The sequence below is a fragment of the Pseudomonas sp. MTM4 genome, assembly GCF_019355055.1.
Classification (GTDB): domain Bacteria; phylum Pseudomonadota; class Gammaproteobacteria; order Pseudomonadales; family Pseudomonadaceae; genus Stutzerimonas.
This window is the reverse complement of record NZ_CP048411.1, coordinates 259,839-283,997: the sequence shown is the minus strand read 5'-3', so window position 1 is coordinate 283,997 and position 24,159 is coordinate 259,839. Positions and strand designations below refer to the sequence as shown.

Sequence of the window (24,159 nt, the reverse complement as noted above, 5' to 3'; positions counted from 1 at the left end):
ATACCACCTCGCTACAGCCAACAAACGAATATTACAAACTACTGAACTATTGGATCCTCACCTTTCATAGATAGCCATAACATTGATATCCCCGCCAGTCTTTAACGTACCAACGATCCTCACACCATTACTTCCTCCTCGCTGAATAAACGCGTGGGCAAAGGTACCCATTGAGTAGCGTCCGGCCGGCACGATATGGAGATGAAATGGCGAAGGTGCTCCAGTGCTACCCCAGGGCATCCTAAAATCTATCCAGTCGAACCGTGCCCCGCCATGTTTCCTCCCGGCCTCCTCAACAATCTGCATAGCTACGCGCGAATCAAAACGGGTGATCAACTCGCTCCAGCGCTCCGCTTTCTTATCTTCCGGCATGTCGCGGCTAAATCTTTTTAACGGCTCCTCGGAGGTTGAAAGCTTCCTAACTAGATCCTCGTATAAGACCTCAACCGCCCCATTCAGCAACTCCCCCGCCATCGGCATAATTTTTGTTCCGCGAGGCGCGTCTATTAGTATTAATGGCCTTGGCCCAGGATCGTTACAGGTAGCGTCGAGGATAGCGAAGTCAGCGACAACTCCCGTTTCAACTGCGGCAGTCGTGACAGACATCCGAACGGGATCAACCCTCAATACTCGTTGAGGGAAATGCGCCAAATAGAACGCTACAACCTCTTCAAGCAAACGCTCGGGTGTGCGCGGAACGCTTGAAGTCTTAATTCTTGAGTTCTCAGAACCATTGTTAGTCCGATAATCAAAGCTACCTTTCAAGGCCATATTAACTACGAACGGAAGGTCTACATCCCCGTTGCCGCCGACTCCTAGCTTTTTCTCTGTCGCTTTTTTAAAACCATTTGACTCTGATTCAGTCAGTGCTATGAGGCTAGGTCGCATCACGGCGTCATGAAAGCGTTCAATCAACGGATCATCGGTGTACATCGGAGCATCGACAAGGAACCAAAAGAAGCCCAAGTCGTTTGACCGTTTCGACAAAGGGGTAGCATCGTCCATCCCCATACACAACCTCGATAATTTATTTATTAGCCTGTACACGATATTCGTCATATGACGCATGAACACTTCCCAGCACGATCGTTATTGCTAGCCGAGGTACTCACAGCCACTAGTGCAGGTCTCATTTATACGGATGCGAGACAATTCTGGCAGCACGGGCTTTAGGTTGCACCACAGCCAAATGGCGATATTTTCGCTTGTAGGGTTCTCGAGCCCCTCGATCTCATTAAGGTAATTATGGTCGAGGCGATCGAAGAACGGCTTAAATATTTCTTTAATTTCACCGTAGTCTTTGATCCAACCTAAATTAGGGTCAACGCGACCACTTATGTAAATAGCTACGCGAAACGAATGACCATGCAACCGGCCACACTTATGCCCTGCCGGGACATTTGGCAGAAAGTGAGCAGCCTCAAAAGTAAACTCCTTATAAATCTCCATGTCACTCAGCCTCGAGGTCAAGGATGTCCGACCTCAACGATTCATATAGGAACTCAACTACCTTAGCCCTATCGTCCCCAAGCGACACAGTTAACGTTGCAATCGACAGTACGATCGACTGCAACCTCTTCAACGATACTGCATCATTCACAGCCTTGGCCGCACGGCTAATAAGATCCATCAGGTCACGTTGAGTAAAACTCAAATTAGCGACTATGTGATTTGCAGCATCATTCTGAAGCACGTACGCCCGATTTCTGAGGCCGTATACTTCCGTCAAAACAGTATAGCCAGAGTCAGCGAACGCCAAATCGTCTATTGAGATTCGATGTAGCGCACGTTGATAGGCATCCGCGGCTTGTAACAGGCTAGCCGAGAACTCTCTTACACATTCGACGGTAGCCAGTGCCGGAGTACCACTCTCTTCATTAGCCATGTACTTTCTCCATTGTTAAGTTTTTCACAGCGAAACAGCCTCGGTGCGGGTGGCGGAGTTACGACGCACCAGTTTCGTCAAGTAATCAGATAGCACATGTATGTCTTGATGTAGATTTTGGATGCCGTTCCACGACCTAATACCGCTCTGGAAAGGCCAATCTCCATGTCCTGCCGTCCAGGGCGTCTTGCCCTCGAGATTCTTAAGTCCAAGTTTGAACAGAGGAGCAAATGGCGCCGAAGTTGTACACAATTGATCCATCACGTAACCCATAGAGATGATGCCAGCGCTGTGCACCAATCGAGACGACTTCGGATGATGCCCGACCCAGGCTTTGCGGAAAACCTGTTGGACCGCGAGGAAGAATTCGCTTATTACGAGGAAACACTTTTCCTCGCCCTCCTCCTGATCGATAAGCGACCGGCAATATCCATCGGATAATGAATTCATTACCATTTTCTGGAGCGCAGTATCACTGATCGTACCCAGGGGGTTCGTATGTTGTTTGATCTGTCCCCTAAGCGACGACCGCTCATCAAAGTTCAGCAGCTCTACAATACGTGCCGCACGAGCGCGGGACGTCATGCGCGTAGGGAGACCGTCTACGCCTGGAAGCAATTCGTAAATCAGCGACTTTGATAAAGGTCGTGTGTTGTTGACCAAAATGAATTGTTGGCGCAGTTCGTCCTGGTGCTGACAGATAAGCGCCGAAACCAGTAACTGAAAGTCACCCGACGGTAACCCAGCCAACGCTGACAGCCGCTGCTGGCCGTCCACAACAAACCCAGTCGGACCTCTGGATACATCTATCTCGATTTCTGCGTAGGGACCTTGTCCCTCTGTGATGGTGATGCCATCGGTGAATGCGAGCACCACTGCATTCGGCATCACAGCATCAGGTCGCTCGAGATAGTCACGAATCTCTCTAATATGTTTGGCAACCATCGGTCGCTGAAACCCGTGCAGGTCGCCTCCTGCGTCTCGCCTCACCCGATCTATCGACGCAATGGCCAAGATCTGCTCCACAGTGGCAGCGAAAGACACGACCTGGTGTGTAGCGCTTTGCTTAGCTCGAATAGCCGAAAATCGCATCGATCCCCCTCATATACGCCACCGCACCGGGTGTAACGCATTCCTCAGGTCAGCTTTGCTCTCCACCCTCACGTTGGCGCAAGGCAATAGCTGGGACAGTTATCAGGTGGTAGGATTACACACTATAAATTAACTGCAACCCATCAAAAAGCCACAGGCGCAGTTTTCCAATGGCATCGATCATCATCATCTCTAACTGTACCAACAGGAAGCGAGTGGCTGGCACGGCTACGCTGTGTTTGCCTCAAAAGCCGTTTGCTTCTCTGGACGAGATGACCGACGAATGGGTTGGGCAGATCAGAGCCAAAGGCCTTGGAACCCTACCAGCAGCGTCCCTCTACGCAGGCCGAAGCGTTCAGGATGCCAAGCGCGCGGCTCAGTTTGTCGACGCGCGTTTGATGTTCGCATCTACTGGACTTGGCCTTATTGAAAGCGAATATCCGTCTCCTTCATACAACCTGACTGTTGGCAGCGAGAACGACTCCATCCGACCAAAACTAGCAAAACTGGGCGCTGCTCCTTCGCATTGGTGGACGCAACTGAACGTACGCTTTCGCTCCCGCAGCCCTATCGCCGAACTGGCAACGCAGCCCGCGGTCGAGTTGGTCTTAATTGCACTCTCCGCCAACTACGTCGATCTTATTCGCGACGACCTGTTGGACCTCAATGCATGCAGCCGATACAAGCTGAGGATTTTCACGTCTCGACCCGGCGTCGAAAGGCTGCCTGACGATCTGAAGCCCTATGCAATGCCATATGACGACCGGCTAGAAGGTTCAGACCTGGCGGGGACACGGGCAGATTACCCGCAGAGAGCCTTGCGCCACTTCGTAGAGCACGGCTGGACGACGTGCTCATTGCCGGACGCCCGTCGGGCTGTGACCGTCGCCATGAGCGAGCTCTCATTCGCGTCAAAGGTGTCGCGCCGGCGGACATCTGACGAGGAAGTGAAATCTTTACTAGCCAAGGCTTGGGCAAAACACAACGGCAGTTCTTCCCGATTGCTCCGTCACTTGAGAGACGACGTATGCGTGAGTTGCGAGCAGTCTCGGTTCCGAAAACTATGGACGGAGTTGAAGTCGGAATACACAGCGAGAACCAAGGCATGAACGAGAAGAACCAAGAAATTGTGGTGCGTGCTCTTCGTACTACGCAAGGAGACAACCTAGAAGTCTATGCTCTGTTCGTACGCGGTTCGGATCTGGTTCGGATAGCCGATATAAGCCGTCTTTCTCGAGACGAAAGCAGCAGCCTGAAGGGTTTCCAGCGACCTGAGATCCGCAGTCACGTAAAAGGGATCGTAGACTATTTGAACCAAGGAAATGCCCTCTTCCCCAACGCGATCATTTTGGCGCTATCTCCAGACGTTAAGTTCGTTGCGTCACGCGGAAGCAAACCAACCGGCGATGAAGGGCTATCCCAAGCAGGCACACTTCGTATCCCTTTACATGATGAGGGTAGACGTTCGGCGTGGATCGTCGATGGCCAGCAGCGTTCACTGGCACTTGCTAAAGCACAGAATGCCGACTTGCCTGTTCCGGTAGTAGGCTTTGTTTCTGACAACCTTACCACTCAGAGAGAACAGTTCATTCTGGTAAACAAAGCTAAACCGTTACCTACTCGCCTAATCAACGAACTACTTCCCGAAACAGGCACGATCTTACTCCCCAGAGAATTAAGTGCTCGGAGGGCTCCGGCAGAGCTATGCGGGCTCCTTAATCGCGATTCAAAGTCACCATTCTACAAGCTTATCAAGCAACCCTCCGATCAACACAATCATGCTGCAATAGTAACCGATACGGCTGTCGTCAAAATGATCCGAAATAGCATGACGAACCCATTGGGCGCTCTTTACCCATACAAGTCAGGTGACGACGAGACCGCTAATATTGAAGCCATGTACCATCTACTTATTCAGTTCTGGAATGCAGTGAAGGCCTGTTTTTCGAAGGACTGGGGTTTGGATCCCAAGGATGGGCGACTTATGCACTCAGCGGGCATAATCGCTATGGGAGTATTGATGGACCGCATCTACGCCAAAACGGGAGTAAGCAAAGACAGCGCCGAACAAATCGAAACAGAGCTTCGAAAAATTGCAGCCGTCTGTGCATGGTCTTCGGGTGAGTGGCCCATTTTGAAAAAGGCTTGGAATGAAATCCAGCATACGCCTCAAGACATTAAAAACCTGCAAGACACATTAATACGCCTTTATTTAACTAGCGCCGCATCATGAAATTTCTGTACGCCGACACTCAAGATTACGTGGATCCAAGATACGACTTCATCAATGATCGTAATGCTCCTGGGCGCAGACGTTATTGGGACGACCAATACGCGCACGAAATAATGACACCCATCCCCTACGACGGCCTACTTGTCTCAATGAGTGCGGTTCGACCTGCCATAGGCGTTGCCAGTTCGAAGGTTCGATACTCCACAGCTGAACAGCAGCGTTTTCTCAGAGAGGGTGTTCGAAAGTTCTTGCGGCTAGACGACGAGAAGTTCGACGACACGATGGTTTTAGGTGATTGTGGTGCGTTTGCTTACGTAACTCATTCGAAACCAGCCTATAGCCCACTAGAGGTAGTGGAATTTTACGCTGATAGCGGATTTACCCACGGATGCTCACCTGACCATATAATTTTCAGTTGCGACTCAAGCAACCCACCAGCAGCCAGCCAAACTGAAGACACCCTAAACCGCTACAGCATCACGCTCGAAAACGCACGTGAGTTTTTAAAGCTTACGAACGAAGCCGGTCAGCCCTTCGAACCATTAGGTGCAGTCCAAGGATGGTCTCCTGAAAGCATGGCACAAGCGGCAAAAGAACTTGAAGACATGGGATATCGGTACCTTGCGATTGGCGGCCTGGTTCCCCTGAAAGTGGAGCAGATACACGAAGTGCTGATTGCACTGCGAGCCGCAATAAAACCTGAAACCAATATTCACTTGTTGGGATTTGCCAAGGCAGAGCGAATCGATGAATTTACAGGTTACGGTATTACCAGTTTTGATTCTACGTCTCCCCTCATTCGGGCCTTTAAGGATGCAAAAGCCAACTACTATCTAGAGAACGAGACATCAAAACTGTCTTATTACACTGCGATAAGAATCCCACAGGCCATCGAGAATCCGCGTTTAATGCAAGGCATAAAGCGCGGGACCCTTAGTGCTGAAGAACTGCAGAAACGTGAAGCAAGATCGTTGAAGGCATTACGTGACTATGACGATGGCGCTCTTGATTACGAATCAACCTTATCGGCCATAATTGACTATCTCCGTCTAACACTCAGCGATACCGTGTCTACCGCTGAAGAACTCGAAAAAGAAATCGACAAGAACATCCGCCTAATCGGCCCCACCCTTCGTGACAAGCCATGGCAAAAGTGCAAATGTTCGATTTGTAGCAGTGCCGGTATAGAAACTATCATCTTTCGCGCCAGCAACCGAAACAAACGCCGGGGATTCCACAACCTAGGCGTTTACCATCGACACCTTCAGAAGACTCTGGAAAATTCTAAAGCATGATCTACAGGTTCAAAGGTATTCGCGCTACTCAGGCTCAAGGCCATGACATATTTACGTTTGCCGCTACGCCAAAAGACATCCTCTCTTTCTCAGAAATTGAACGGGTTGGCAGAAACGAACAAGGTCATCTCAAAGGATTCCAGCGCCATCAGGTGGCGTCACATATCCAAGATATACGTGACTATCTGCGCCGAGATGATGCTCTGCTGCCCAACGCGATTATTTTGGCGTTCCTTGGCGATGTCAAAGTTATCGACATAGGCGACGGAGTCGTGGATATCACTGTAGACGCGTCGAAAACCAAGCCGGGTTTTGTTGTCGATGGCCAACAACGCCTGAGTGCTTTGTCGACAATGGATAAAGCAAATTTCCAAATATTTGCATCTGCTTTGATTTGCAAAGACTATAACGAATTGAGGCAACAGTTTGTTCTGATTAATAATACTCGACCGCTGCCGAAGTCGCTCATCTATGAACTTCTTCCTACCGTCGACGGCCTTCCAGAGCGTTTCACCAAGCGTAAGTTTGCTGCGCGTATAGTAGACATGCTGAACCACTTACCGGGTTCGGCTCTCTTCTGTGAGATCCGTCAGCATACGAACCCACAGGGCGTGCTAAGTGATACGGCGATGCAAAAGCTTGTCATGAACTCTGCAAGCGATGGAGCTATTCAGTCATTCATGCAATACGATGACTTTGATGCCCGTTCTGTCGAACTCATCAATAACTTTTTTCAAGCTGTTCGTACGGTATTTCGTTCAGAGTGGGATGGCTTATCGCCCCGGCATTCGAGACTTAAGCATGGCGCAGGTCTCGTTGCGCTTGGATTCGTAATGGAAGAGTTATACGCCCGGCAAGGTTCAACGAGCAAGGAAGGTTTCATAGAAGGACTTAAACTCCTTAAGCCACACACTGCGTGGACCAGTGGGGAATGGCGCATTTCCGAAACAGACCGTCGCCCATGGAACGGAATACAGAATACCCCGAGTGATATTTCGCTGCTAACCCAACATCTTACTCACAAACTTCGAGTAGAACTCAAACGCAAATAGATAACGATTCGTGAGGCCAGCAATGCATACTAACGCATTAGTTCTCTTCTCTGGCGGTCAAGACTCCACGACCTGCCTTGCATGGGCACTAAACCGATACGATCACGTCGAAACGATAGGCTTCGATTACGGACAACGTCACAATGTAGAACTGGATTGCAGGCATCGAGTTCTCCAGCGCCTTCGCACCGACTACCCTCGCTGGGCGGAAAAATTAGGGAAGGATCACTTTCTCGATCTGAAACTCCTTGGCCAGATCAGCGATACCGCCATGACCTCTGAGAAGGAGATCGAGTTCAAGGAGAATGGCCTGCCCAACACCTTCGTTCCCGGACGTAATCTGCTGTTCTTCAACTTTGCTTCCGCTATTGCCTATCGGAGAGGCCTTAGCGTGCTTGTAGGCGGGATGTGTGAAACGGACTACTCAGGTTATCCAGATTGTCGAGACAACACCCTGAAATCGTTGCAGGTCTCTCTCGGCCTCGGTATGGACATGCCGTTGGTTATTGAGACACCGCTGATGTGGCTGGATAAAAAAGAAACCTGGGAGCTAGCTAAGAGCCTTGGCGGATCTAGCTTTGTCGAACTCGTACAAGAAGAGACCCATACCTGCTACCTAGGAGACCGCCAACACAGACACGACTGGGGGTATGGCTGCAACAAATGCCCTGCTTGCGAATTGCGCCGGAGCGGCTTCGATGCATTCAAGCGAGACAATGACGCATGACCTACAGCGTCAAAGAGATCTTCTACACCCTGCAAGGCGAAGGACTTCGGGCTGGCAGACCAGCTGTGTTCTGTCGATTTGCAGGTTGTAATCTTTGGAGTGGTCGGGAAATTGACCGCCTTAGGGCCGTTTGTCAGTTCTGTGACACCGATTTCGTGGGCACCAACGGAACCTTGGGGGGCAAGTACTTGACTGCTGAGGTCTTGGCCGAGCGAGTTTCCTCGCTATGGCCAGTTGCCCAAGAGCATCGCTATGTCGTGCTCACAGGAGGCGAACCGTTAATGCAGGTTGATGTAGCCCTGATTGCAGCCCTGCACGATCAGGGATTCGAAATCGCAGTCGAGACCAATGGGACCATTCCGGCACCTTCAGGGATCGATTGGATTTGTGTTAGCCCTAAAGCTGGGGCCGACTGGGTGCAGCGTAGTGGCCACGAATTAAAACTCGTCTATCCGCAGCCTGGCCTACTCCCAGATGCCATCTCTGATAGCGACTTTCAGTACTACCTACTGCAACCTATGGATGGGCCAATGCAGAAACAAAATACCCGCTCTGCCATTGCCTATTGCCAGGCCAATACTAAATGGCGACTTTCCGTACAAACACACAAGATATTGGAGATCCGCTGATGTCTTCTCTAGCAACTGCGTCCAGAGATTGTCGACCTGAGGTAGCTGTTAAGCCCCCCATTGATTGCGTGACCGTGTACGAACTGTCGCAGCGCTTTTTCTTCGAGGCAGCCCACACCTTGAATCGCAGTATCGAGACCGAGGGCAGTCTACGTATCCACGGACATACCTACGAAGCAGAGGTTACCGTCGCTGGTCAACCGGATTCCACCTCCGGGATGCTTATAGATCTTGGCTATCTGCGCAGCGAAATTGCCAGAGTAAAAGGAATGCTAGATCACCGATTCCTTGATGAGGTTCAAGGTCTAGGATCTGCCACTATCGAGAATCTCTGTGCTTTTATTCGCGCACAGATGGAAGATTCGGTACCAGGCCTATGCGCCGTTATGATCGAGCGCCGAGCCAGCGGCGATCGCTGCGTGTTGCGTTGGACAAGGTGACGTCTCAAGACATCTGACTCTTATTAATCACACAATCTACGATGCGCGTCGTACCGGTACCCTCGACTTGAAGTAACGCTGCATCGGGCCGTAACGCAGCCTTGATGCAAAAAAAAGCCTGATGGGTAGCAACGCCTGAAACAAACACCACCCAGTCCGCATTACGAACTCCTGTCTTCAAGCGTGAACTGCAGACCTCATCGGAGTTGGTCTCAACCTTGGCCAATGGAAGCGCCTCTTCGAGTATTAGTGCTGCACGTCGAATGGCTTGGGTGTCCAAGCTGTAAAGGAAAATACGGTTCCTTATGTCTGTTCGAGCTTTTTCGGCTTCATCCACTTCATCGTCGAGTCGCTTGGGAAGTTCAAGACCAAACTCTTGCGCAAGCAGTTTTAGCAAGCAGCGCTCTGCAAGAGACAGTCTGGCCCAACACTGGGTCGCAGCCTGAACTGCCCTAGTTGTCCACCGCAGGCGCGCCTCCTCGTCACGACATGGATACATAACCAACAAATCTGTCGCATCCAATGCCCATGCGGCTTCGCGTGGCGACAGCGGACTGGACAATACTGTAGCAAGCCTTTCAATAAGCCCTGTGTACTCAGCCGACGTCAATCCGGCGATCAGACTATGTCGAAGCGCCAGCCTGATCATCTCTCGCTCGCTATCTCCAAGGCGGTCTCGCACGTTCAGGGATTCAATGAACCCCAGATAGAGTTGAGTAAGCACGCTCGAGGGTGGAGTTTGGACGATGAGCCAGTCAAACCAAATAGGAAATAGGGATTCGAACAAGGGTGACGAGTCGAGAGCAGAATCCTCTACGCTCGACAACAACGACTGGATGAAACTGGGCTGGGCCAACAGAGTACTAGCCTCGGGCGACTGAACCAGTTCCCGCCAATAGACTATGACGTCGTCAACAGCCATCGGCGTATGCGTAGTCTGCAGTTGCTCTTGAAGCGATTCGCACACTTCCTTAGCGGCCAACTTCTCTACATCAGAGAGCAACCGAGCCCGAGCAGTGCGAACCTTGGCGGCAGTATCGGGGGCACTCAACGACAGCCGCTCGAGCACCACACGAGCTTGACCAGGATCACCCACTTCTTTGGCACAACGCAATTGGGCTTGGAGCACTTCGACCGAATCCGCCAGTGGTAAAAGCAAAGCAAGAGCCTGTTCATAGCGTTCCAACTCCATTTCATGGAGCGCCTGCTCAATTCCGGACTTGATTTGCAAGGTCTGCGCCATAGCCATGATGGCGTCAGAAGCGGGCCCAAAAGCATTTGGTCCAAGGTCATTGAGCAGGGTCACGCAGAGTTCGGCGGAAGGCTGCTTCAAAGACAACTCATGAAGCAAAAAGCCCTTAAGGGCTGCGGGGCGACGGCTACGCCCGCGGCTTTTGAGCAGAGGAGCGGCCATAATCCGAACCCGCTCTGCGAAAGCTTTCACCAACTGAGTGGCGGCGCCCTGCGCTTCGACTTGGGCTAAGAACGTTTCGTAGAGCGCGTCCCAGATGTCACCGTAAGTCTCCGGCGGCAAGCGAACCTTGAGAAAGTCATCCCACTGGGGATGATTCAGAATTCGGTCCCATCGGCCAAAGGCTGAATGTAAACGTATTTCCAGGAAGGTCCGGTTTTCAGCGCTAAGGCCATGCTGGTCTCGTAGTGCCGCCATCGCGGCCATCGCTGCATTTTCATTGCGAGCCACCAAGGCGCGGTCAAACAACGCTCGCAACTGGCGAAACGTGCGCAGTTCCTGTCTGGGCCTAGGCGGGCGTTGGTCCAAGAGTTGCCAGTAGCGTTGCCAGCTTTTGACTACGCGCAGCTCAAACTTCGGCGTGATCGCAAAAAAGGCAATCGCGTTCAGGCCAGCCTGCGCCAATACAGCTTTCGCGCTCATTTGTGCAATAGAGAGCACCGCCCCGTCAATCTCAAAGTCACCAAAGCTCGACCCAATGAAAGCGCGCATTTCCTCGTGCAACTCACGCGAACTTAGTTCATCGTGCGAACAGGCCAGCCAACAGGTGCGCTCACCGGTAACCTCAGAAAATGGCAAGAGCAGCGGTCGGTCCTTGAAGCCTTTCGCATAACGGGCGATAGCTGGAACCAATGCGTCAGGTACAGTCTGACCAGCGAGGGTTTTAACAGTGGCTAAAGGGCTCACATAAATGTTAAGACCTGAAAAGAACTGACTGAGTAAGGCCTGAGAGACTGCCACTGCGGGGTCTACCGTTTGGCTAGAGGCTGATGCCATGGTTCGCAAACTCCAGACGGATGCTAGATACCATCTGCGGGTTGAAATCAACAACGAGTGATTCAGCGTTCAGGCCAATGCCGCGCTCAGTGAGGTTCATCGATCCGCCAATCCAGACTCGATCGGTTAGCAATCCCTTCGTGTGAAAATCAGGAATCTCGGACCATTGCAACGAATCTTGCAGACCGGCATCTATCAGCGCTGCGTGCAAGCGCTTACCAAAAGGCTTATTGTGAGGTTCAGGTCGTACGCGAATATCTAACTGCGTATTGTTAGATGCGATAGCCGCCAATACCTCAATCAAGCGAATCTCACGACGGCTCCACTCCGGATTTAGCCCCTCAAAACTGCCCGTTGAGTTATCGAAAATAACAATGTTGCTAACCCACGGAGCGGCTAAATAGAGTGTCCTGCTGGGAAGCAGGATCTCCTCGGCCAAAACCATGGCTATAACATCACGAGCGGCTTGAGGCGAAGTCGTTGCCGACTTGAAGATGTGGCGTACGTTTGTCATAGAGCGTCCGGTATCGAAAACGTCCACTCGATGCGATCACCGAGGCGCTTGACCTCGCAGAGTTGGGCGAAGACGTTTAGATAGTCAAATTGAATTGGCTCTGTCGCCAAGGCTGCGATCACCTTGGGCAACAGTGTTCCGGCATCGGCGGCAGATACCGACACAACCGCACGCGAAGTGGCGAGTAAGCATTTTCGCAACTGCTCCTGCCAGTCCAGTGCTGTCGGATCGATCGGTTGAGAACGAGGTGTCAGCCACTGCTCCACCAGAAGTCGTTCAGTATCTATAGCGAACGGCGAGAAGCGATTGGACCATGGCATGGCAACAGCGCGCAGCGCATGCCCTTGAGGCCACAATATCCCCATTAGCACCCCGAAGCGCCATGCCATACGACTGCCGAAAGGAAGGACCTGCCCCGCGCTTGCAAATGCCCGATCGAGATAATCATCTGTACTGAACAATGCGCAGAGAACCCTAACGTCAATCTCGACACCATGTAACGCCTCCAACGCATCCCAGCGCTCATGTATCTGAGCCAGCAGACAATCCAACTCGTCTGGGGTGTTCGGTCGCAACAATCGCATGCTCAGAGCCACACTGTAGCCGTGGAATATCGATTGCCCCCGAGTTACTAGCCTGAACCGCAGACCGGCTAAATGCTTGGCGGCATCGGCAGAATTCATGGCTTGTCGAACCTGCGTTACCGCCTCAGTAATAGTGGAGTCCGGCTTTGATCCACCAAGCCATTGGACTACCTGGCGCAACTGAGAATTTGTCCATTCAAAGTCACGCGGGCTTAAGGCCGCCTCGATATGACGGTAAAGGCTATCGGGACGAGTCGCTAACAATTCCGCAACGCTCTCAATCAGACCATTGCCACCAGGATTGACCTCCGAGATCCAGATTTCGAACCCGGGCTGGGGGTGTGGGTCACCGTCATCACTACGCACGTCGATATCCACAATCAACCCATCGGGATCAATCTGGGGGCAGGCTTGCTGTATTGCGTCCAGGCAAGCTGCACCGAGCGTGGCGCGGATCGACAGGGCAAGCCAGTCGTTCCACTCCTCATCAATGGGTTCGACTAGTACACGAGATGCGTAACGCACAGCTTTACGCACTGCTTCTGTCTTTAGCGCCTCATCTAGCTTTTGACGAAGCTTGTCCGCCCCCTCCTCACTACTTTCGTTCTCCGGAACCTGGAACACCGTCTGCAGGACGTTGAGTAGCGTATCCATCCTGGCGCCGTCAGCAACATAGTCCAGCGAGTCGCGCAGCGAGACTTCCTCAGCCATTGCGACTTGAAGGGCCGCAATTTGGAAAATCTGTGCGATCCACCCGCGCAGGAATGGATTCGGTACTGCAATGCAGAATTCGGGGTTCTGGCGTGCCTCCCAGTTGTAGCGAGCTGCACGAGCTGCACGCAAACGTCGCGGATCACCCCAATTGATGGCGCCGCTGAGATCATGCGGCAAATCCAACTCCAATACCAACGCATCGACATCAATGTCGAAGCCCACACCGCAGGGCTGGCCTGAATGCATGAACTGCCAGTCGACTGTGACGCGCTCGCTCTTACTTCCAGATCGCAGTCGAAGTTCTGCGCGCGAACTTACGGCATAGCGGCGCACAGAAGCATTGGCTTGTTCAGCGTGGGTGTGAACAACCACTCTCTTGATCAACTGGCTGATGCCAATGTGCGTCGGACTGGTCAGTGGTACGCCCTGATAGGGCGCCTGAAGGAAGGATTTCCATTGCAGCTGAGCGTTGGATGTGTCACTTAGCTCGGGGATTCCATTGCCCCCACGAGCCACTGGAGACAGGCGGGCTGCCGCTGGACGAAACGCTTTGAAAGTCACTCGAGCCGAGTCGTCCTGGACAACAAAATTTCTTTGAGGCTCAAGGTCGTACCATGTGGATAGCTCCACATCCTCAGACACTTCGGTGCTACCGCAAGCGAAGATTCGAGCCAGCGCTGGTCCATCAACGCCCAACCAAAGAGCATCATCGTAACGACGCGAGACCCTACCGGGTGCAAACTCAGCTAAACCCTGTTGAACAGGCAGATACTGCTCTTCAACGCTGCCATCGCGCGCAAGCCATTCAATGCGCATTTCCGGCAGACTTAGATCGGCAAAAAGGCTGGAGGGAATGAAGTCCGGTAGTGGATGGCCCGCTTGGTAGTCTTTCCCCTGTTCGCCATTTGCACGCCAGTTCGATGCCAGCCGACGAACAACTGTAGGAATCGCGCCAAGCATTAGCGGGCGTGGATGGCTCCACATGAGCAAATTCATATCGTCGGTCGTCAACGCCAATCGGTCAGCTAGGCTGCGAGCAAGACGTTCGACTTTCGCTGGACTCTCCTGAAGATCCCCCAGCAGCTTGACAACACGTTGGTGTTGCAACCGTTTTGCCAACCAATTGGCGCCTGCAAACTTAACAGCAGACTCCCCATTGGGACCGAGGTTGCACGCTTGATTCCTGAGCACTTTCCACTCCTGCGCAGAGAGCGGGAATGTCACACCTTCCGCTAGGCGCTTAACTGAAACAAACGCATTCGGGTGCCACCCATGCGGTGTGGCCTCAATATTTGGGGAAGCCAAGTCGCGCCAAACCGACAGAGGTGGTTGGTCACGGCAGGTCAAATCTCCTAACTCGTCGAGCAACGCGTAGACCGCTTGCATTCGCTGGACGTAGCGATTGGCCAAAGGCAGTTGGCGCGCCGGAAGATCGGGATCGAACAGCTGATCGTAGGCTTGATAGGCCAGCCGGTCGCGACCGTAATCCGTGAGCACAACGACAGTCCATGGTCGCATGTGACGCGTTCGACCCGCTCGCCCCTTGCGCTGCAAGAACGATGCGATGTCTCTCGGCGCCTTGTGCTGAACTACAACGCCCACTGCCGGGTCATCGAAGCCTACTTCTAGAGCAGACGTGGCAACTACAACTTCTGTATGAGTACAAACCCCACTATCTAATGCAGTCGTACGCCCGATTCCGAGGCGACGGGTGAGATCGTTTCCAATGGTTTGTGGAACACTCCAGTCTTGCCCAGCGAAGTAGCGCGGGGTACCCATGATGGGGGTAGATCCGTTACGCAGCAGTGCCAACCCGCCATCAGGGTGCTTGATCAAGTTTGCGTTACCACTAGGATGATATCGTCCCTCAGCATCGAGCAAGTCCTTGAAGAGCCGATTCGTTGCGTCCAACTGATCAGTAAAAGCAAATGCCCGCCAACCAAAAAACGGCATTGCTTTTCTATCAAAAGTCCCAGGCGGATCGAGTAAACGAGCACTCAGCATCAGCGTCTGGATAGTGGTAGACAGCAGGGCGGTCTGCGAAACCGGATCACCGCGCAGAGCGAGCATGTACTCGCCCCCTTCCTCCTCAATCTCGTTCTCTAGCGGTTTGATCTCCTCAACAACCGTTGGACTCAGTCCTGTTAGGTGGGAAAAAAAGGTTTGGCCTTCCGCGATGGTAGCGGACAATCCCACAAAACTAGAGCGCCGCCCGCTGGCGGCCCACCAACGACGTAACAAGTAGGCCACCTGCGCCCCATAGCTGCCAGCATACAAGTGAACTTCGTCCAGCAAGACGAGGTCAGGGGTTCGTTCGGCCTTAGGACCCACGCCAAAGACATGGCGCAAGTCGCTGCTAGGTAAATGCCGATTCAGCATTTCCACCGTTGTGAAAAGAATGTCCGGTGGATCAGATTGAATTGTGTCGCGGGTGAATGCCAGAGTACGTCCATCTACGACTGCACTGCACTGCGAGCAGACGATGCGCTCCAGACCCTTTTCCGCATCACTATTGCGCAGCACCATTTCCCCGTGCTGACTGTCGTTAGGACAATTGAAGAACGGTACGCGTTTGCCCTGGGAGTGCTTGGGCCATTTGGCCTTGGCGACCTTCGTGGGTGTGTCCCCAAAAAGAACACCTACGCGCAGAGGTCGCCCTCCCCGACGTCCGATCCAGCTATCGAACTTGCGGCACTGGTCATAGACTTCGGCGAGTTGATCCTTCAGCAATTCATTACGAGGATAAAGAGCTAACACCCTTACCCCACCGCTAGTCATCGGCGGCACTCGTTGGGATGCCAGCCATGACAACGCAGGCAGATAGAATGCCAGGGTCTTGCCACTACCAGTTCCAGCGGATACCAACGTGCCCTGACAACTCCCCTCCTCCAAGCCAGTCAAAATACGTTCAGCCGATTTCACCTGGAATTGCGAGAGACCACCGCTCGGATCCATATGATCTAGCCAGGTCTTGAGGGCCTCCAGCAATAGCGGCGATTTCACCAAGTTATTCAACTTAGCATAAACGCTAGCGCCATCCACGTCTCTAAGGGGGTAACGGCGGGGGCGTCTAAGGAAGCGATAGTCCGCTACCAGTGTGGCGGCTTCAGCCCACCTGTCCGTACCATGCTTGGGAAATAGTTGGCGAAGTTGGGCAATCAACCGCACCCCTTCGGCCATCCTCGTCCGCCAGCGCACTTCCTGATCAACCACAAATGGCACTTGGAACAACATTTTGCGTTCAATCAGCAAGTCCCACAGATCCTTCACCGTGTGAATGCAGCAATTCGGATCATTCTGGGCGGCATGAGCCTTTGGCGCATCGAGGGCTCGTTGAAGAGCCTCCATTACTTCATCGCGACTGAGAGCATTGTCAATCAGGCCCCAGATCAGACAACGCGCCTCCAGAGCCTCGAGTTCGTCAAGCGCGAACTCGGCCAACTGCAAATCTGGAACTAACGCCATAAAACATTGGTCCTCGACTTCACTACGAACCGGGAGGGCTCATCATTTGCCTGGAGCCATTGCATCACTTCAGGAGTAATCAAATCCATTGAAGCCCCCCCACTCTCCACAGCCTTGAGAAATAATCGAACTGCCTCTGGTGCCGTCCCCTTAAGTTGTTGCTGTACGTCCTGCAGTGTGCTCACTACTCTGATCAACTCATCCGGAGTCGATGTGCTGGCTGGTAAGTCGGTGCGCGCAATCGCGGAGTACTTTGGGTAATGCTCCTTGTAGGTCCGCAGAAGGTCCTCATTGGCAGGGGTTCTGAGCATTTGCTCGTCTAGGTATGTAGGCGTGTCGACGCGTCCCAGACTCTCAACAAACTGGCGCCATTGGTCGCGGGCAGCGCTGCGGACCTTGTCATTAGCCGATTCGGCCGCCGCAATTAGTCGGGTCCACAGATTATCAACTGCCAAATCCTGCAAATTACCACCTGCAAGTAGTAGCGTTTTCGCTTGCTGCGCCAACCCTTTCACAGCGCAATCAGCTTGGACAATATCCTCGCGCGCGAGTAAAGAGGGTTCGACAATGCGGACCTTTTCCACCAGTGCGCGTCGTGCGTTCGCGTGTTTTGTCCACTCACGCAAGCGCTGCTGAAGCGCAGAGATTTCTTGCTTAGTCTGGTTGGCTACCTTCACCGTCTGCAGGTCAGAGAGCAGCTTTTTGCATGTACCGGCTAGGCTAGACATCAGCTTTCCCACTCCAAACTCTTAGTCAACTCTTCTCGTTGCTCGATGGCCTGACTCAACTCAACTGATCGAGTCTGACTGTCGATCAACTTCCCGAGGCGATCAAAAAAGCCATTGAGTTCGTCAACATCGCAAGCTAACTGGCTCAATCTTGGTAGCGGTACAGCACATAATGCAGCGAGCCGCACGGGAACCAGTTCGTCGTCGGAAGGTATGCTCATTTTGCGCATCCGTTGGATGACGGACTCGATGCCATCTTGTGACAGTCGGTCAATGACCGCTCGAATCTCCGATTCGGAAACGCCAGACGGCCAGACCGATAATTGCAGGACCTCTTGCACCAGCAAACGCATCTCATCGCGCGAGGCGACACGTGCGTGATCGGACTCAAAAGCGGCGCTTGCTATAGGCAAGAGAGATTGCACCGCGCCCTGCAAGTTATTGACCAAGGCAGGTAGTTTCTCGGTAGAAACGCGTTCAAGTACATCTAGCGCCTCTACACTCAAACCACCACTGCTGCTCAACCCAGGAACCCACCGCTGGGGCAATTCGGTTTTCCAGGCCCGTTTGAGGCGGTCAATATCAATTCCCATCAACTTGTTTCCGGCACCCTGGAAGCACCCGATCAGTTGCCTCATCCGATCCTGAATTTCGGTGCGACAAATGGTTGCTTTGCTTCGGATCTCCAAAGATCGAACAATCGATGGGGTAACAGTTGAGGCCAGCAACATAGACTCGTCAGGACCGGGAGCGAACAACTCTTTGAAGCTTGGATTATCTGGCTGGCCACGAGTGCTCAGACCCAGCAGCAGGCTTTGAATATGTAGGGTACGCCCCATCATGCCCGCATCACGTTCAGCTTCAACGGCGAGAGCTTGTAGGACTTGACACTCCAGACTATCCAGCAAGGCGTCAGCCGCCGCATAGTCGGTTTCTGCGTTCGCGTAGCACCAAGACTTCGCGTTTTTTTCCCAGCGGGCCAGAGCTTTAAGCCCTGCCAGAACGCCCGGAGGAATGGGCTCATCCGGGAGGGCAACCTGAATTACAAGGCCTTTGTTCGGGTTGTTCGCCGTAATCATCGGGGGCAACCAGAACCAGCGATAGTCAATCTTTTGACCTTTTAAGCACAAATTTCCCAGATCCAATCGACTTTCCAGCGCGGTCTGTATTAAGCCACGAGTGTCCCTAGCATGCGTATTTGTTAACCGATTGTTAGGCGTCCACGCCTCCAGCGCTTCTGCATAAGCTGAGATATCCGGCGCGACTGGAATTGGGTCAACAGCAGAAGTCAGCGACGCCAAGTCAACTGGAGCGGTGGAAGGCTCGGCGTTTATGGGCGGTTTGATCTGAGTTGGCGCCGCCGCCGACGGTCGTACTGGAGAGTTGGCAGCATCAAATGGCCAGGGCAGAGAGAAAGCCTCGAACACTGGCTTGGGCACTGCGGTCCCTGATGCCAGACTGATCGGGCTACCGGCCCAAAAATACAGAGCCACTTCCAGTTTCTGGGACAGCACCGGTGAGTAGCCCTTGCGCTGCAAGTCCGTACGTACCTCGGCGACCAATCGTGGAGACTTAAATCCGGGCGGAGGGAAGGCTCCGTCGAGGAACGCGGGACGCTCAGCGAGTGTTTTGCGCAAGACCTGATTAATGAAGGCTCGTGGGTTATAAGTCCAAACACTGCCTAGCTTTAGCGCTGTTTCAGCAAGGCCACGGATAGCAAGTTCGTTGAAAGGAAACAAGGGATAGCCTTGCTGACTACGCCCAAATGCATCCAGTCGCTCTGCAGCCTCAGTATCTAAAGGTTCTTCGAATCTCGGCACCCATGCGTATAGGTCAGCGCCATGCCGGGCCCCTCTGGCGAACTCCTGCTGCAGGTACTCAACTCCCCAACGCGCTGCATTGAGATAACGCCCCGTCAACTCCACTAACTTGCTGACAATCGCGCGTTCAGATAGGCCTTCGCTCGGAACCACCCACTGCTCCGAGGCACGAGTCAACACAGTCTGGCGGCCAGCAAGAAAACCGTCGGTAACGGCTACCGCGGTGCGAATAGGCGCTCGGACCCTCCTCCCGTGTTCGTTACTCTCGATAACCATAATGTCCAACAGTGGCTGTTGGATTCCCGACAGGACAGACAAGTCCTCGATAAGGAGCACAAGTTCTTTGTTTTCCTTGAGGAGTTGTCGTCGAATATCGTCAATCACTTCCGGGATTGACTTCTGTTGCAGAGCTTCCGTGATCCGGAATACGGTGCGCAGTGCGCTATCGAGCACCTCCTGCAAAATATTGGCGGCGGTACTGCGATATCGGCCATTGGCATTGCCCAGAAACGCTAGCGCCGTCTGCACTCGATGTGGCAGTTCATAACCTACTGCCTCCTCGGGTGGCTCAAGATCCTCCGCACAAAACTGTCGATCCGATGGATTGTTAGTACCACCCAGACTTGCTCCGACAATTCGAAGTAGCACCTTGCCTAGCCACAACTCACGCGCCTCAGGAGCTAGAATCAAATTCCGAGCATGCTCAGCCACAGCCACATGTGGCCGAAGCGCAACGTTTTCCGCTGATGAGCCCTTTGCCAGTTCAACAGTACGTTCACGATACTCCTTCAGGCCCTCCCCCAAAGCTGCTGCGAGCAGTTCAGCAGCAATAGAAGGGGTCAACGCCTCAGAAGCGCGCGCCAACTCGCGTTTTAGTACCTCGTATTCAGCGCTGACAAGCGGTTTTAGGATCAACTCCACGACCCCCCGCAGGCTCACGCCCTTAGGGATCGAGACAACCACCAGATCGTCACGGCGTGGGTGACGCTCCAACTGTGCGCCCAGCCAACGCACCATATGGGACTTACCGACACCTGAGGCGCCCGTTATGGCGACCACGACCGCACTACCATCGGTTACGGGGCGCATCAACTCGTTCAATAGAGCAACTTCGTCAGCAGATTCCTCTAGCCCAGACTGGGCAGCCCGACGCAGTAACAAAGTTGGCGCGTGGACTGCCAGGAGCAATGCATCATCGACAGTTTCAGCTTCAGTAGGCAGGCACTCCGTCGCATGTGCACTTGTCGGCCAGTAACGCTCCAGCGCGCTCATACCTTGTCACCTCGTACCGGGCGAGTAATCCACTGGAAGGTTAGATCGCTGCGTGCCCCACCAGCACCAGTTAACGTAATCGAACTCCCGAGGTCAGCCTTTGACTGCAATAGCAACTCACCACCCTCCCAAAGATTGAGCAACGCCCGACTCAGTGCCGTGGAGACCTGACCGGGCTGACGCAATGGCAGTGCCAGGGGATCTACATACTCCAGAACCTCCCGCTGCCAGCGACCGCCATCCAATACAGGCAGCACAGTGCTCAGACGCTCCACAAACTGCGGAGCAGGCATGCTGTCACCGGGTGCGAGAACCTCAGTCAAAGCGTCACGTACCGCCACAGTCGGATCAATGGCGGCAAAGGGGTGGCGGCTGAACCCAAGAAATGGCGCCCAAAACTGAAGACCCGAGCGCCGGGTCGAATTGCGCATCAACAACCGCTCCGGGTCGAGGATCTGTTGCGACTCTTGCTTCTCGAACTGATCGAAGGATGCACGATAGATATCCTGGGCAAGCATCCATGCCAACGACCGTGTTAAATCAGCAGCCCGTGCACCTTGACTAGCCCATAGATCCTGATTGTTCTCTTCCGCTAACGCTTGGCGGCAGGCCATCCGGCGTGTGAACGGCAGGACTTCCAACATGGAGGAATGTCGCGAAGGCAGCCTGTCTTTGACGGAGATAAGTCCCTCCTCTCGTACAAATAATCCAAGTTCCACCCATCGGTTTAGGGTGTTACGCGCCATTTGCCCTTCATCCTCAACGAGCGCAGTCGGAGCTACAGCTTCTAATAGTTCGGTTTCTAGAATCGGATTGGCCGCACGCAACACGGCCCCGTGTAGTGCAACAAGGATATTTGGCAATCCATCATTGGTAATGTTTAAAAGGCTCATGCAATCAACTTCCGTAATACCGTGTCCTCATCTGCATGGGCAATTACGGAAACCCAAGATCGTTCTGGCCGGTACGGGTCCGGCAACTGGCTGTCGATAAAGACGACAGTCATCGCACTAGGGGAAGTACGCAATGCAGTAGCCACCTGAGTCGTGATCTTCGAGTCTGCCCACAGAATAAATCGGACTTCGTCGACTGCCCCATGCAGGGCGATGGAGTCAAGAGGATCGAAGCGATCAACAAAGGTATCGCTGCGCGTAATTGTCATCTGGTCGATCATCCCTTCGACCAGGACATTGCTGGTCGACTGCGGCACTAGCAAGGAGTGGGGGCGTACTTTCTGCAGCATCAACGCAAAGCACGAGCGGCTATCAGCGCAAGTACGTATCAAATCGGGAACCGCAACGAATACCAAGTTTGGCTGATCCTGCGGTAAAGTTTTAAGTGCCGGCCACTGCTCGGTGCGGTGTGAAAACTGGGCGATTCTCGCTACGAACGGGCGCAACCGGCGCACAGGCATGCGATTGTCAGCCCAATGCTGATTACAGCCTCCGCAGTAAGCCGTTACCGGCCCCCACTGGTTGGGTAATGCCAAACCGTACAGTTGGACCAGTGCATTCGATATCTCGACTTGAGACGTGGCAGTCCGCACCATTAGGCTGAATGCCTTATCCGCAGCCAGAAGCAGTCCCTCTCGAGCTGAGTTCATTTGCTCCTCGAAAACCTGGCGATTACGGTGATTAGGATGGCGAATACGCACTGCTGCATATGTCACTTGGGAATCGCTGTACTCTATATCCTCGCTAATACTTTCACTGCCTGGCGGCAAGGCACTTAAAGCGATAATTTCAATCAGCCCAGCGGATGCCATCAGGTTGAGCGTTCGCAGGTTCCATATGCGGTTACTTTTCCCCTGTGCCGTCAATCCGGCCCGTAGCCGATTGAGGTCGACCCAAACCTCGCCGTCTGGCGTAACCGGGCGAGTTGGATCATCGAGCATAGCCTCCCATCGGTCATAACCTAACTCATTACCTATTAGTGTTGGACCAGACATCCCTTTTGCCTGTTCAACATCCTGCTGCGTGTAAAGCAACAAACTTGCGGAGGCTTTGCCATCACGGCCGCTTCGCCCGACTTCCTGATAAAAACGGTCGAGTGACTCCGGCAATGTGGCGTGAATTACTGTCCGAACGTCGTTCTTGTCCACGCCAAGGCCAAATGCCGAAGTTGCTACCATGCCATCGAGCTTATTGGCATCCCAATCCGACATTAGAAGTTGGCGCTGCTGCGGAGGCGTTTCTCCGGTAAAGGCGGCTATCCGGCCCAGGCCATTCTCAGTCAGTAAACGAGTCCATTCCTCAGCCTCGTCAGGTCTAGTTACATACAGGATGAAGGGGCGTGGCGACTTCATCACTGCCTCGAGAACACGATTCACCTGTTCCACCGGAGAGACCATCGCCTTCATCGCGTAGCGCGGTTCGGGCCGTAGATAGATCCCGGAAACAACACAATTGCCATTTACTCCGGCAAACAACGTTTGCAAGCTCGTAACAGTGTGCGGAGTAAGGGTGGCTGAGGCTAGTGCAATACGTATGGCCTGCGGCGATTCAGGATTGCGCGCATGACGAAGACTGGCGATGAAGGCCGGCAGTAACTGGAACGCGGGACGAAATCCGCTACCCCAAGTGACCACCAAGTGTGCTTCATCGATCACAACGTGCGAGATACGCCCCTCATACGCACAGTCGATCAAGATGCTGCGCAAAGAGCCGGTGGCGGCCTCTGGAGAGGTGAAAAGGACTCGCTGCTCGCCACAGCGCACAGCATGGAAGATGGAAGTCCTTTGTTCGACCGACAAGCCACTATGAAAGGACAGGGGATGCTCTGTCCAATTGGGGTCACGAGCCTTAAGGAGTTCTGCCATTCGACGACCTTGATCGATGGCTAACGCCACTGTGGGTACGATCACCAAGGTCAAATTGCCTTGACTGCCCAATAGCGGGGGAATCTGGGCCAGCAACGACTTGCCACTACCAGTCGGTAGATTGGCAATCAGCGTCGTGCCTGCAGGTAGGTGCATCAGTGCCCGAATCGCCTCACGTTGACCTGGACCGGTGTACGCTGGCTTCCCCAACAGAGACCGAAGCGGTGGGTCCGCTGGCACCCAGGTTTGAAGGCGCGCCACGATGCCATCGAACGCGTCATCAAATAAATCTTGCTGCTCACCTAGCCACTCTAATCGGGGATAGGCGGGGCGTATCTGCGCAGACGTGCCAATCACCGCCACTTCAAAGCCTTGCTCGTGCCAGACTTCGCTGGCGGGCCAAGGTGCAGCAAGGGGCACTTGCAACCAAACTCGAGTCCCGCCCTTGGATTGGGCTAGCAGCCAATGTCGCAACAGTGCGATCAGATCAATAAACGCGGCCGTTCCACTCTGATCCAACAACTCTCGCAGGCATTGCTGAACTCGGTCCAAAAGGCTGTCACTGGCGGTCGTGGCTTCTAGATAGGCATGACTGTCTGGCCAATGGGTCAGAGCTTCACGCAGGTCAAACTCAGAGAACATA

Annotated in this window: 18 protein-coding genes; 7 read left to right on the top strand and 11 right to left on the bottom strand. The window is 53.3% G+C overall.

Annotation, left to right across the window (positions count from 1 at the left end; all coding sequences use genetic code 11):
- Positions 1–57 precede the first annotated feature (57 nt).
- The 4 genes from GYM54_RS01375 to dbpB (GYM54_RS01360) all read right to left on the bottom strand — a co-directional run bounded on the left by GYM54_RS01375 (position 58) and on the right by dbpB (GYM54_RS01360) (position 2,977).
- On the bottom strand, positions 58–933 hold the full coding sequence (locus GYM54_RS01375) for a hypothetical protein (protein WP_197444684.1): 876 nt from the start codon (positions 931–933) through the stop codon (positions 58–60).
- Between the two features lie 162 nt (positions 934–1,095).
- Positions 1,096–1,449, bottom strand: coding sequence for a 6-carboxytetrahydropterin synthase QueD (gene queD / locus GYM54_RS01370; RefSeq protein WP_197444683.1), 354 nt, complete (start codon positions 1,447–1,449; stop codon positions 1,096–1,098).
- Position 1,450: 1 nt separating this feature from the next.
- Complete coding sequence (locus GYM54_RS01365) at positions 1,451–1,885, bottom strand: hypothetical protein (RefSeq protein ID WP_197444682.1); 435 nt, start codon at positions 1,883–1,885, stop codon at positions 1,451–1,453.
- A 24-nt stretch (positions 1,886–1,909) separates the two neighbouring features.
- Positions 1,910–2,977: a DGQHR domain-containing protein DpdB gene (dbpB, locus tag GYM54_RS01360; RefSeq protein WP_197444681.1), complete on the bottom strand. Its 1,068-nt coding sequence runs from the start codon at positions 2,975–2,977 to the stop codon at positions 1,910–1,912.
- A gap of 170 nt (positions 2,978–3,147) precedes the next feature.
- Between dbpB (GYM54_RS01360) and GYM54_RS01355 the strand changes: the two genes are divergently transcribed.
- Genes GYM54_RS01355 through GYM54_RS01325 form a run of 7 tightly spaced genes read left to right on the top strand, consistent with a single transcriptional unit; the run spans position 3,148 to position 9,353 of the window.
- Complete coding sequence (locus GYM54_RS01355; protein WP_197444680.1) at positions 3,148–4,086, top strand: hypothetical protein; 939 nt, start codon at positions 3,148–3,150, stop codon at positions 4,084–4,086.
- Positions 4,083–5,210, top strand: coding sequence for a DGQHR domain-containing protein DpdB (gene dbpB / locus GYM54_RS01350; RefSeq protein ID WP_197444679.1), 1,128 nt, complete (start codon positions 4,083–4,085; stop codon positions 5,208–5,210). The genes GYM54_RS01355 and dbpB (GYM54_RS01350) overlap by 4 nt, the downstream gene beginning before the upstream one ends.
- On the top strand, positions 5,207–6,505 hold the full coding sequence (gene dpdA / locus GYM54_RS01345; RefSeq protein WP_197444678.1) for a tRNA-guanine transglycosylase DpdA: 1,299 nt from the start codon (positions 5,207–5,209) through the stop codon (positions 6,503–6,505). The genes dbpB (GYM54_RS01350) and dpdA overlap by 4 nt, the downstream gene beginning before the upstream one ends.
- On the top strand, positions 6,502–7,557 hold the full coding sequence (dbpB, locus tag GYM54_RS01340) for a DGQHR domain-containing protein DpdB (protein ID WP_197444677.1): 1,056 nt from the start codon (positions 6,502–6,504) through the stop codon (positions 7,555–7,557). The genes dpdA and dbpB (GYM54_RS01340) overlap by 4 nt, the downstream gene beginning before the upstream one ends.
- Before the next feature lie 22 nt (positions 7,558–7,579).
- A complete protein-coding gene (queC, locus tag GYM54_RS01335; RefSeq protein WP_197444676.1) occupies positions 7,580–8,284 on the top strand; it encodes a 7-cyano-7-deazaguanine synthase QueC in 705 nt (234 codons plus the stop codon).
- Entirely contained in the window at positions 8,281–8,913 is a 633-nt protein-coding gene (queE, locus tag GYM54_RS01330) for a 7-carboxy-7-deazaguanine synthase (protein ID WP_197444675.1), read from the top strand. The genes queC and queE overlap by 4 nt, the downstream gene beginning before the upstream one ends.
- Positions 8,913–9,353 (top strand): 6-carboxytetrahydropterin synthase, encoded by a 441-nt coding sequence (locus tag GYM54_RS01325; RefSeq protein ID WP_197444674.1) that lies wholly within the window; start codon positions 8,913–8,915, stop codon positions 9,351–9,353. The genes queE and GYM54_RS01325 overlap by 1 nt, the downstream gene beginning before the upstream one ends.
- A gap of 4 nt (positions 9,354–9,357) precedes the next feature.
- Here GYM54_RS01325 and dpdD read toward each other — a convergent pair whose 3' ends face one another.
- From dpdD to dpdF, 7 genes are read right to left on the bottom strand one after another with little or no spacing between them, the layout of a single operon-like run.
- A complete protein-coding gene (gene dpdD, locus GYM54_RS01320; protein WP_197444673.1) occupies positions 9,358–11,601 on the bottom strand; it encodes a protein DpdD in 2,244 nt (747 codons plus the stop codon).
- Positions 11,585–12,115 carry a phospholipase D-like domain-containing protein DpdK gene (dpdK, locus tag GYM54_RS01315; protein WP_197444672.1) on the bottom strand — a complete coding sequence of 177 codons (531 nt, stop codon included), beginning with the start codon at positions 12,113–12,115 and terminating at the stop codon, positions 11,585–11,587. Before dpdK ends, dpdD begins: the two co-directional genes overlap by 17 nt.
- Complete coding sequence (dpdJ, locus tag GYM54_RS01310) at positions 12,112–16,878, bottom strand: protein DpdJ (RefSeq protein WP_197444671.1); 4,767 nt, start codon at positions 16,876–16,878, stop codon at positions 12,112–12,114. Before dpdJ ends, dpdK begins: the two co-directional genes overlap by 4 nt.
- Complete coding sequence (locus tag GYM54_RS01305) at positions 16,869–17,606, bottom strand: hypothetical protein (protein WP_197444670.1); 738 nt, start codon at positions 17,604–17,606, stop codon at positions 16,869–16,871. Before GYM54_RS01305 ends, dpdJ begins: the two co-directional genes overlap by 10 nt.
- Entirely contained in the window at positions 17,606–20,698 is a 3,093-nt protein-coding gene (gene dpdH, locus GYM54_RS01300) for a protein DpdH (RefSeq protein ID WP_197444669.1), read from the bottom strand. The genes GYM54_RS01305 and dpdH overlap by 1 nt, the downstream gene beginning before the upstream one ends.
- A complete protein-coding gene (gene dpdG, locus GYM54_RS01295; RefSeq protein WP_197444668.1) occupies positions 20,695–21,591 on the bottom strand; it encodes a protein DpdG in 897 nt (298 codons plus the stop codon). The genes dpdH and dpdG overlap by 4 nt, the downstream gene beginning before the upstream one ends.
- A complete protein-coding gene (gene dpdF / locus GYM54_RS01290; protein ID WP_197444667.1) occupies positions 21,588–24,158 on the bottom strand; it encodes a protein DpdF in 2,571 nt (856 codons plus the stop codon). The genes dpdG and dpdF overlap by 4 nt, the downstream gene beginning before the upstream one ends.
- Position 24,159 lies beyond the last annotated feature (1 nt).

Excerpts from the sequence above, each read along its gene's own strand:
- queD (WP_197444683.1), bottom strand. The coding sequence starts at position 1,449 with ATGGAGATTTATAAGGAGTTTACTTTTGAGGCTGCTCACTTTCTGCCA.
- dpdA (WP_197444678.1), top strand. The coding sequence starts at position 5,207 with ATGAAATTTCTGTACGCCGACACTCAAGATTACGTGGATCCAAGATAC.
- GYM54_RS01365 (WP_197444682.1), bottom strand. The coding sequence starts at position 1,885 with ATGGCTAATGAAGAGAGTGGTACTCCGGCACTGGCTACCGTCGAATGT.
- GYM54_RS01375 (WP_197444684.1), bottom strand. The coding sequence starts at position 933 with ATGTACACCGATGATCCGTTGATTGAACGCTTTCATGACGCCGTGATG.
- GYM54_RS01325 (WP_197444674.1), top strand. The coding sequence starts at position 8,913 with ATGTCTTCTCTAGCAACTGCGTCCAGAGATTGTCGACCTGAGGTAGCT.
- dbpB (WP_197444677.1), top strand. The coding sequence starts at position 6,502 with ATGATCTACAGGTTCAAAGGTATTCGCGCTACTCAGGCTCAAGGCCAT.
- queC (WP_197444676.1), top strand. The coding sequence starts at position 7,580 with ATGCATACTAACGCATTAGTTCTCTTCTCTGGCGGTCAAGACTCCACG.
- dpdD (WP_197444673.1), bottom strand. The coding sequence starts at position 11,601 with ATGGCATCAGCCTCTAGCCAAACGGTAGACCCCGCAGTGGCAGTCTCT.
- dpdG (WP_197444668.1), bottom strand. The coding sequence starts at position 21,591 with ATGAGCCTTTTAAACATTACCAATGATGGATTGCCAAATATCCTTGTT.
- queE (WP_197444675.1), top strand. The coding sequence starts at position 8,281 with ATGACCTACAGCGTCAAAGAGATCTTCTACACCCTGCAAGGCGAAGGA.
- dbpB (WP_197444681.1), bottom strand. The coding sequence starts at position 2,977 with ATGCGATTTTCGGCTATTCGAGCTAAGCAAAGCGCTACACACCAGGTC.
- dbpB (WP_197444679.1), top strand. The coding sequence starts at position 4,083 with ATGAACGAGAAGAACCAAGAAATTGTGGTGCGTGCTCTTCGTACTACG.
- GYM54_RS01355 (WP_197444680.1), top strand. The coding sequence starts at position 3,148 with ATGGCATCGATCATCATCATCTCTAACTGTACCAACAGGAAGCGAGTG.
- dpdJ (WP_197444671.1), bottom strand. The coding sequence starts at position 16,878 with ATGGCGTTAGTTCCAGATTTGCAGTTGGCCGAGTTCGCGCTTGACGAA.
- dpdF (WP_197444667.1), bottom strand. The coding sequence starts at position 24,158 with ATGTTCTCTGAGTTTGACCTGCGTGAAGCTCTGACCCATTGGCCAGAC.
- dpdH (WP_197444669.1), bottom strand. The coding sequence starts at position 20,698 with ATGAGCGCGCTGGAGCGTTACTGGCCGACAAGTGCACATGCGACGGAG.
- dpdK (WP_197444672.1), bottom strand. The coding sequence starts at position 12,115 with ATGACAAACGTACGCCACATCTTCAAGTCGGCAACGACTTCGCCTCAA.
- GYM54_RS01305 (WP_197444670.1), bottom strand. The coding sequence starts at position 17,606 with ATGTCTAGCCTAGCCGGTACATGCAAAAAGCTGCTCTCTGACCTGCAG.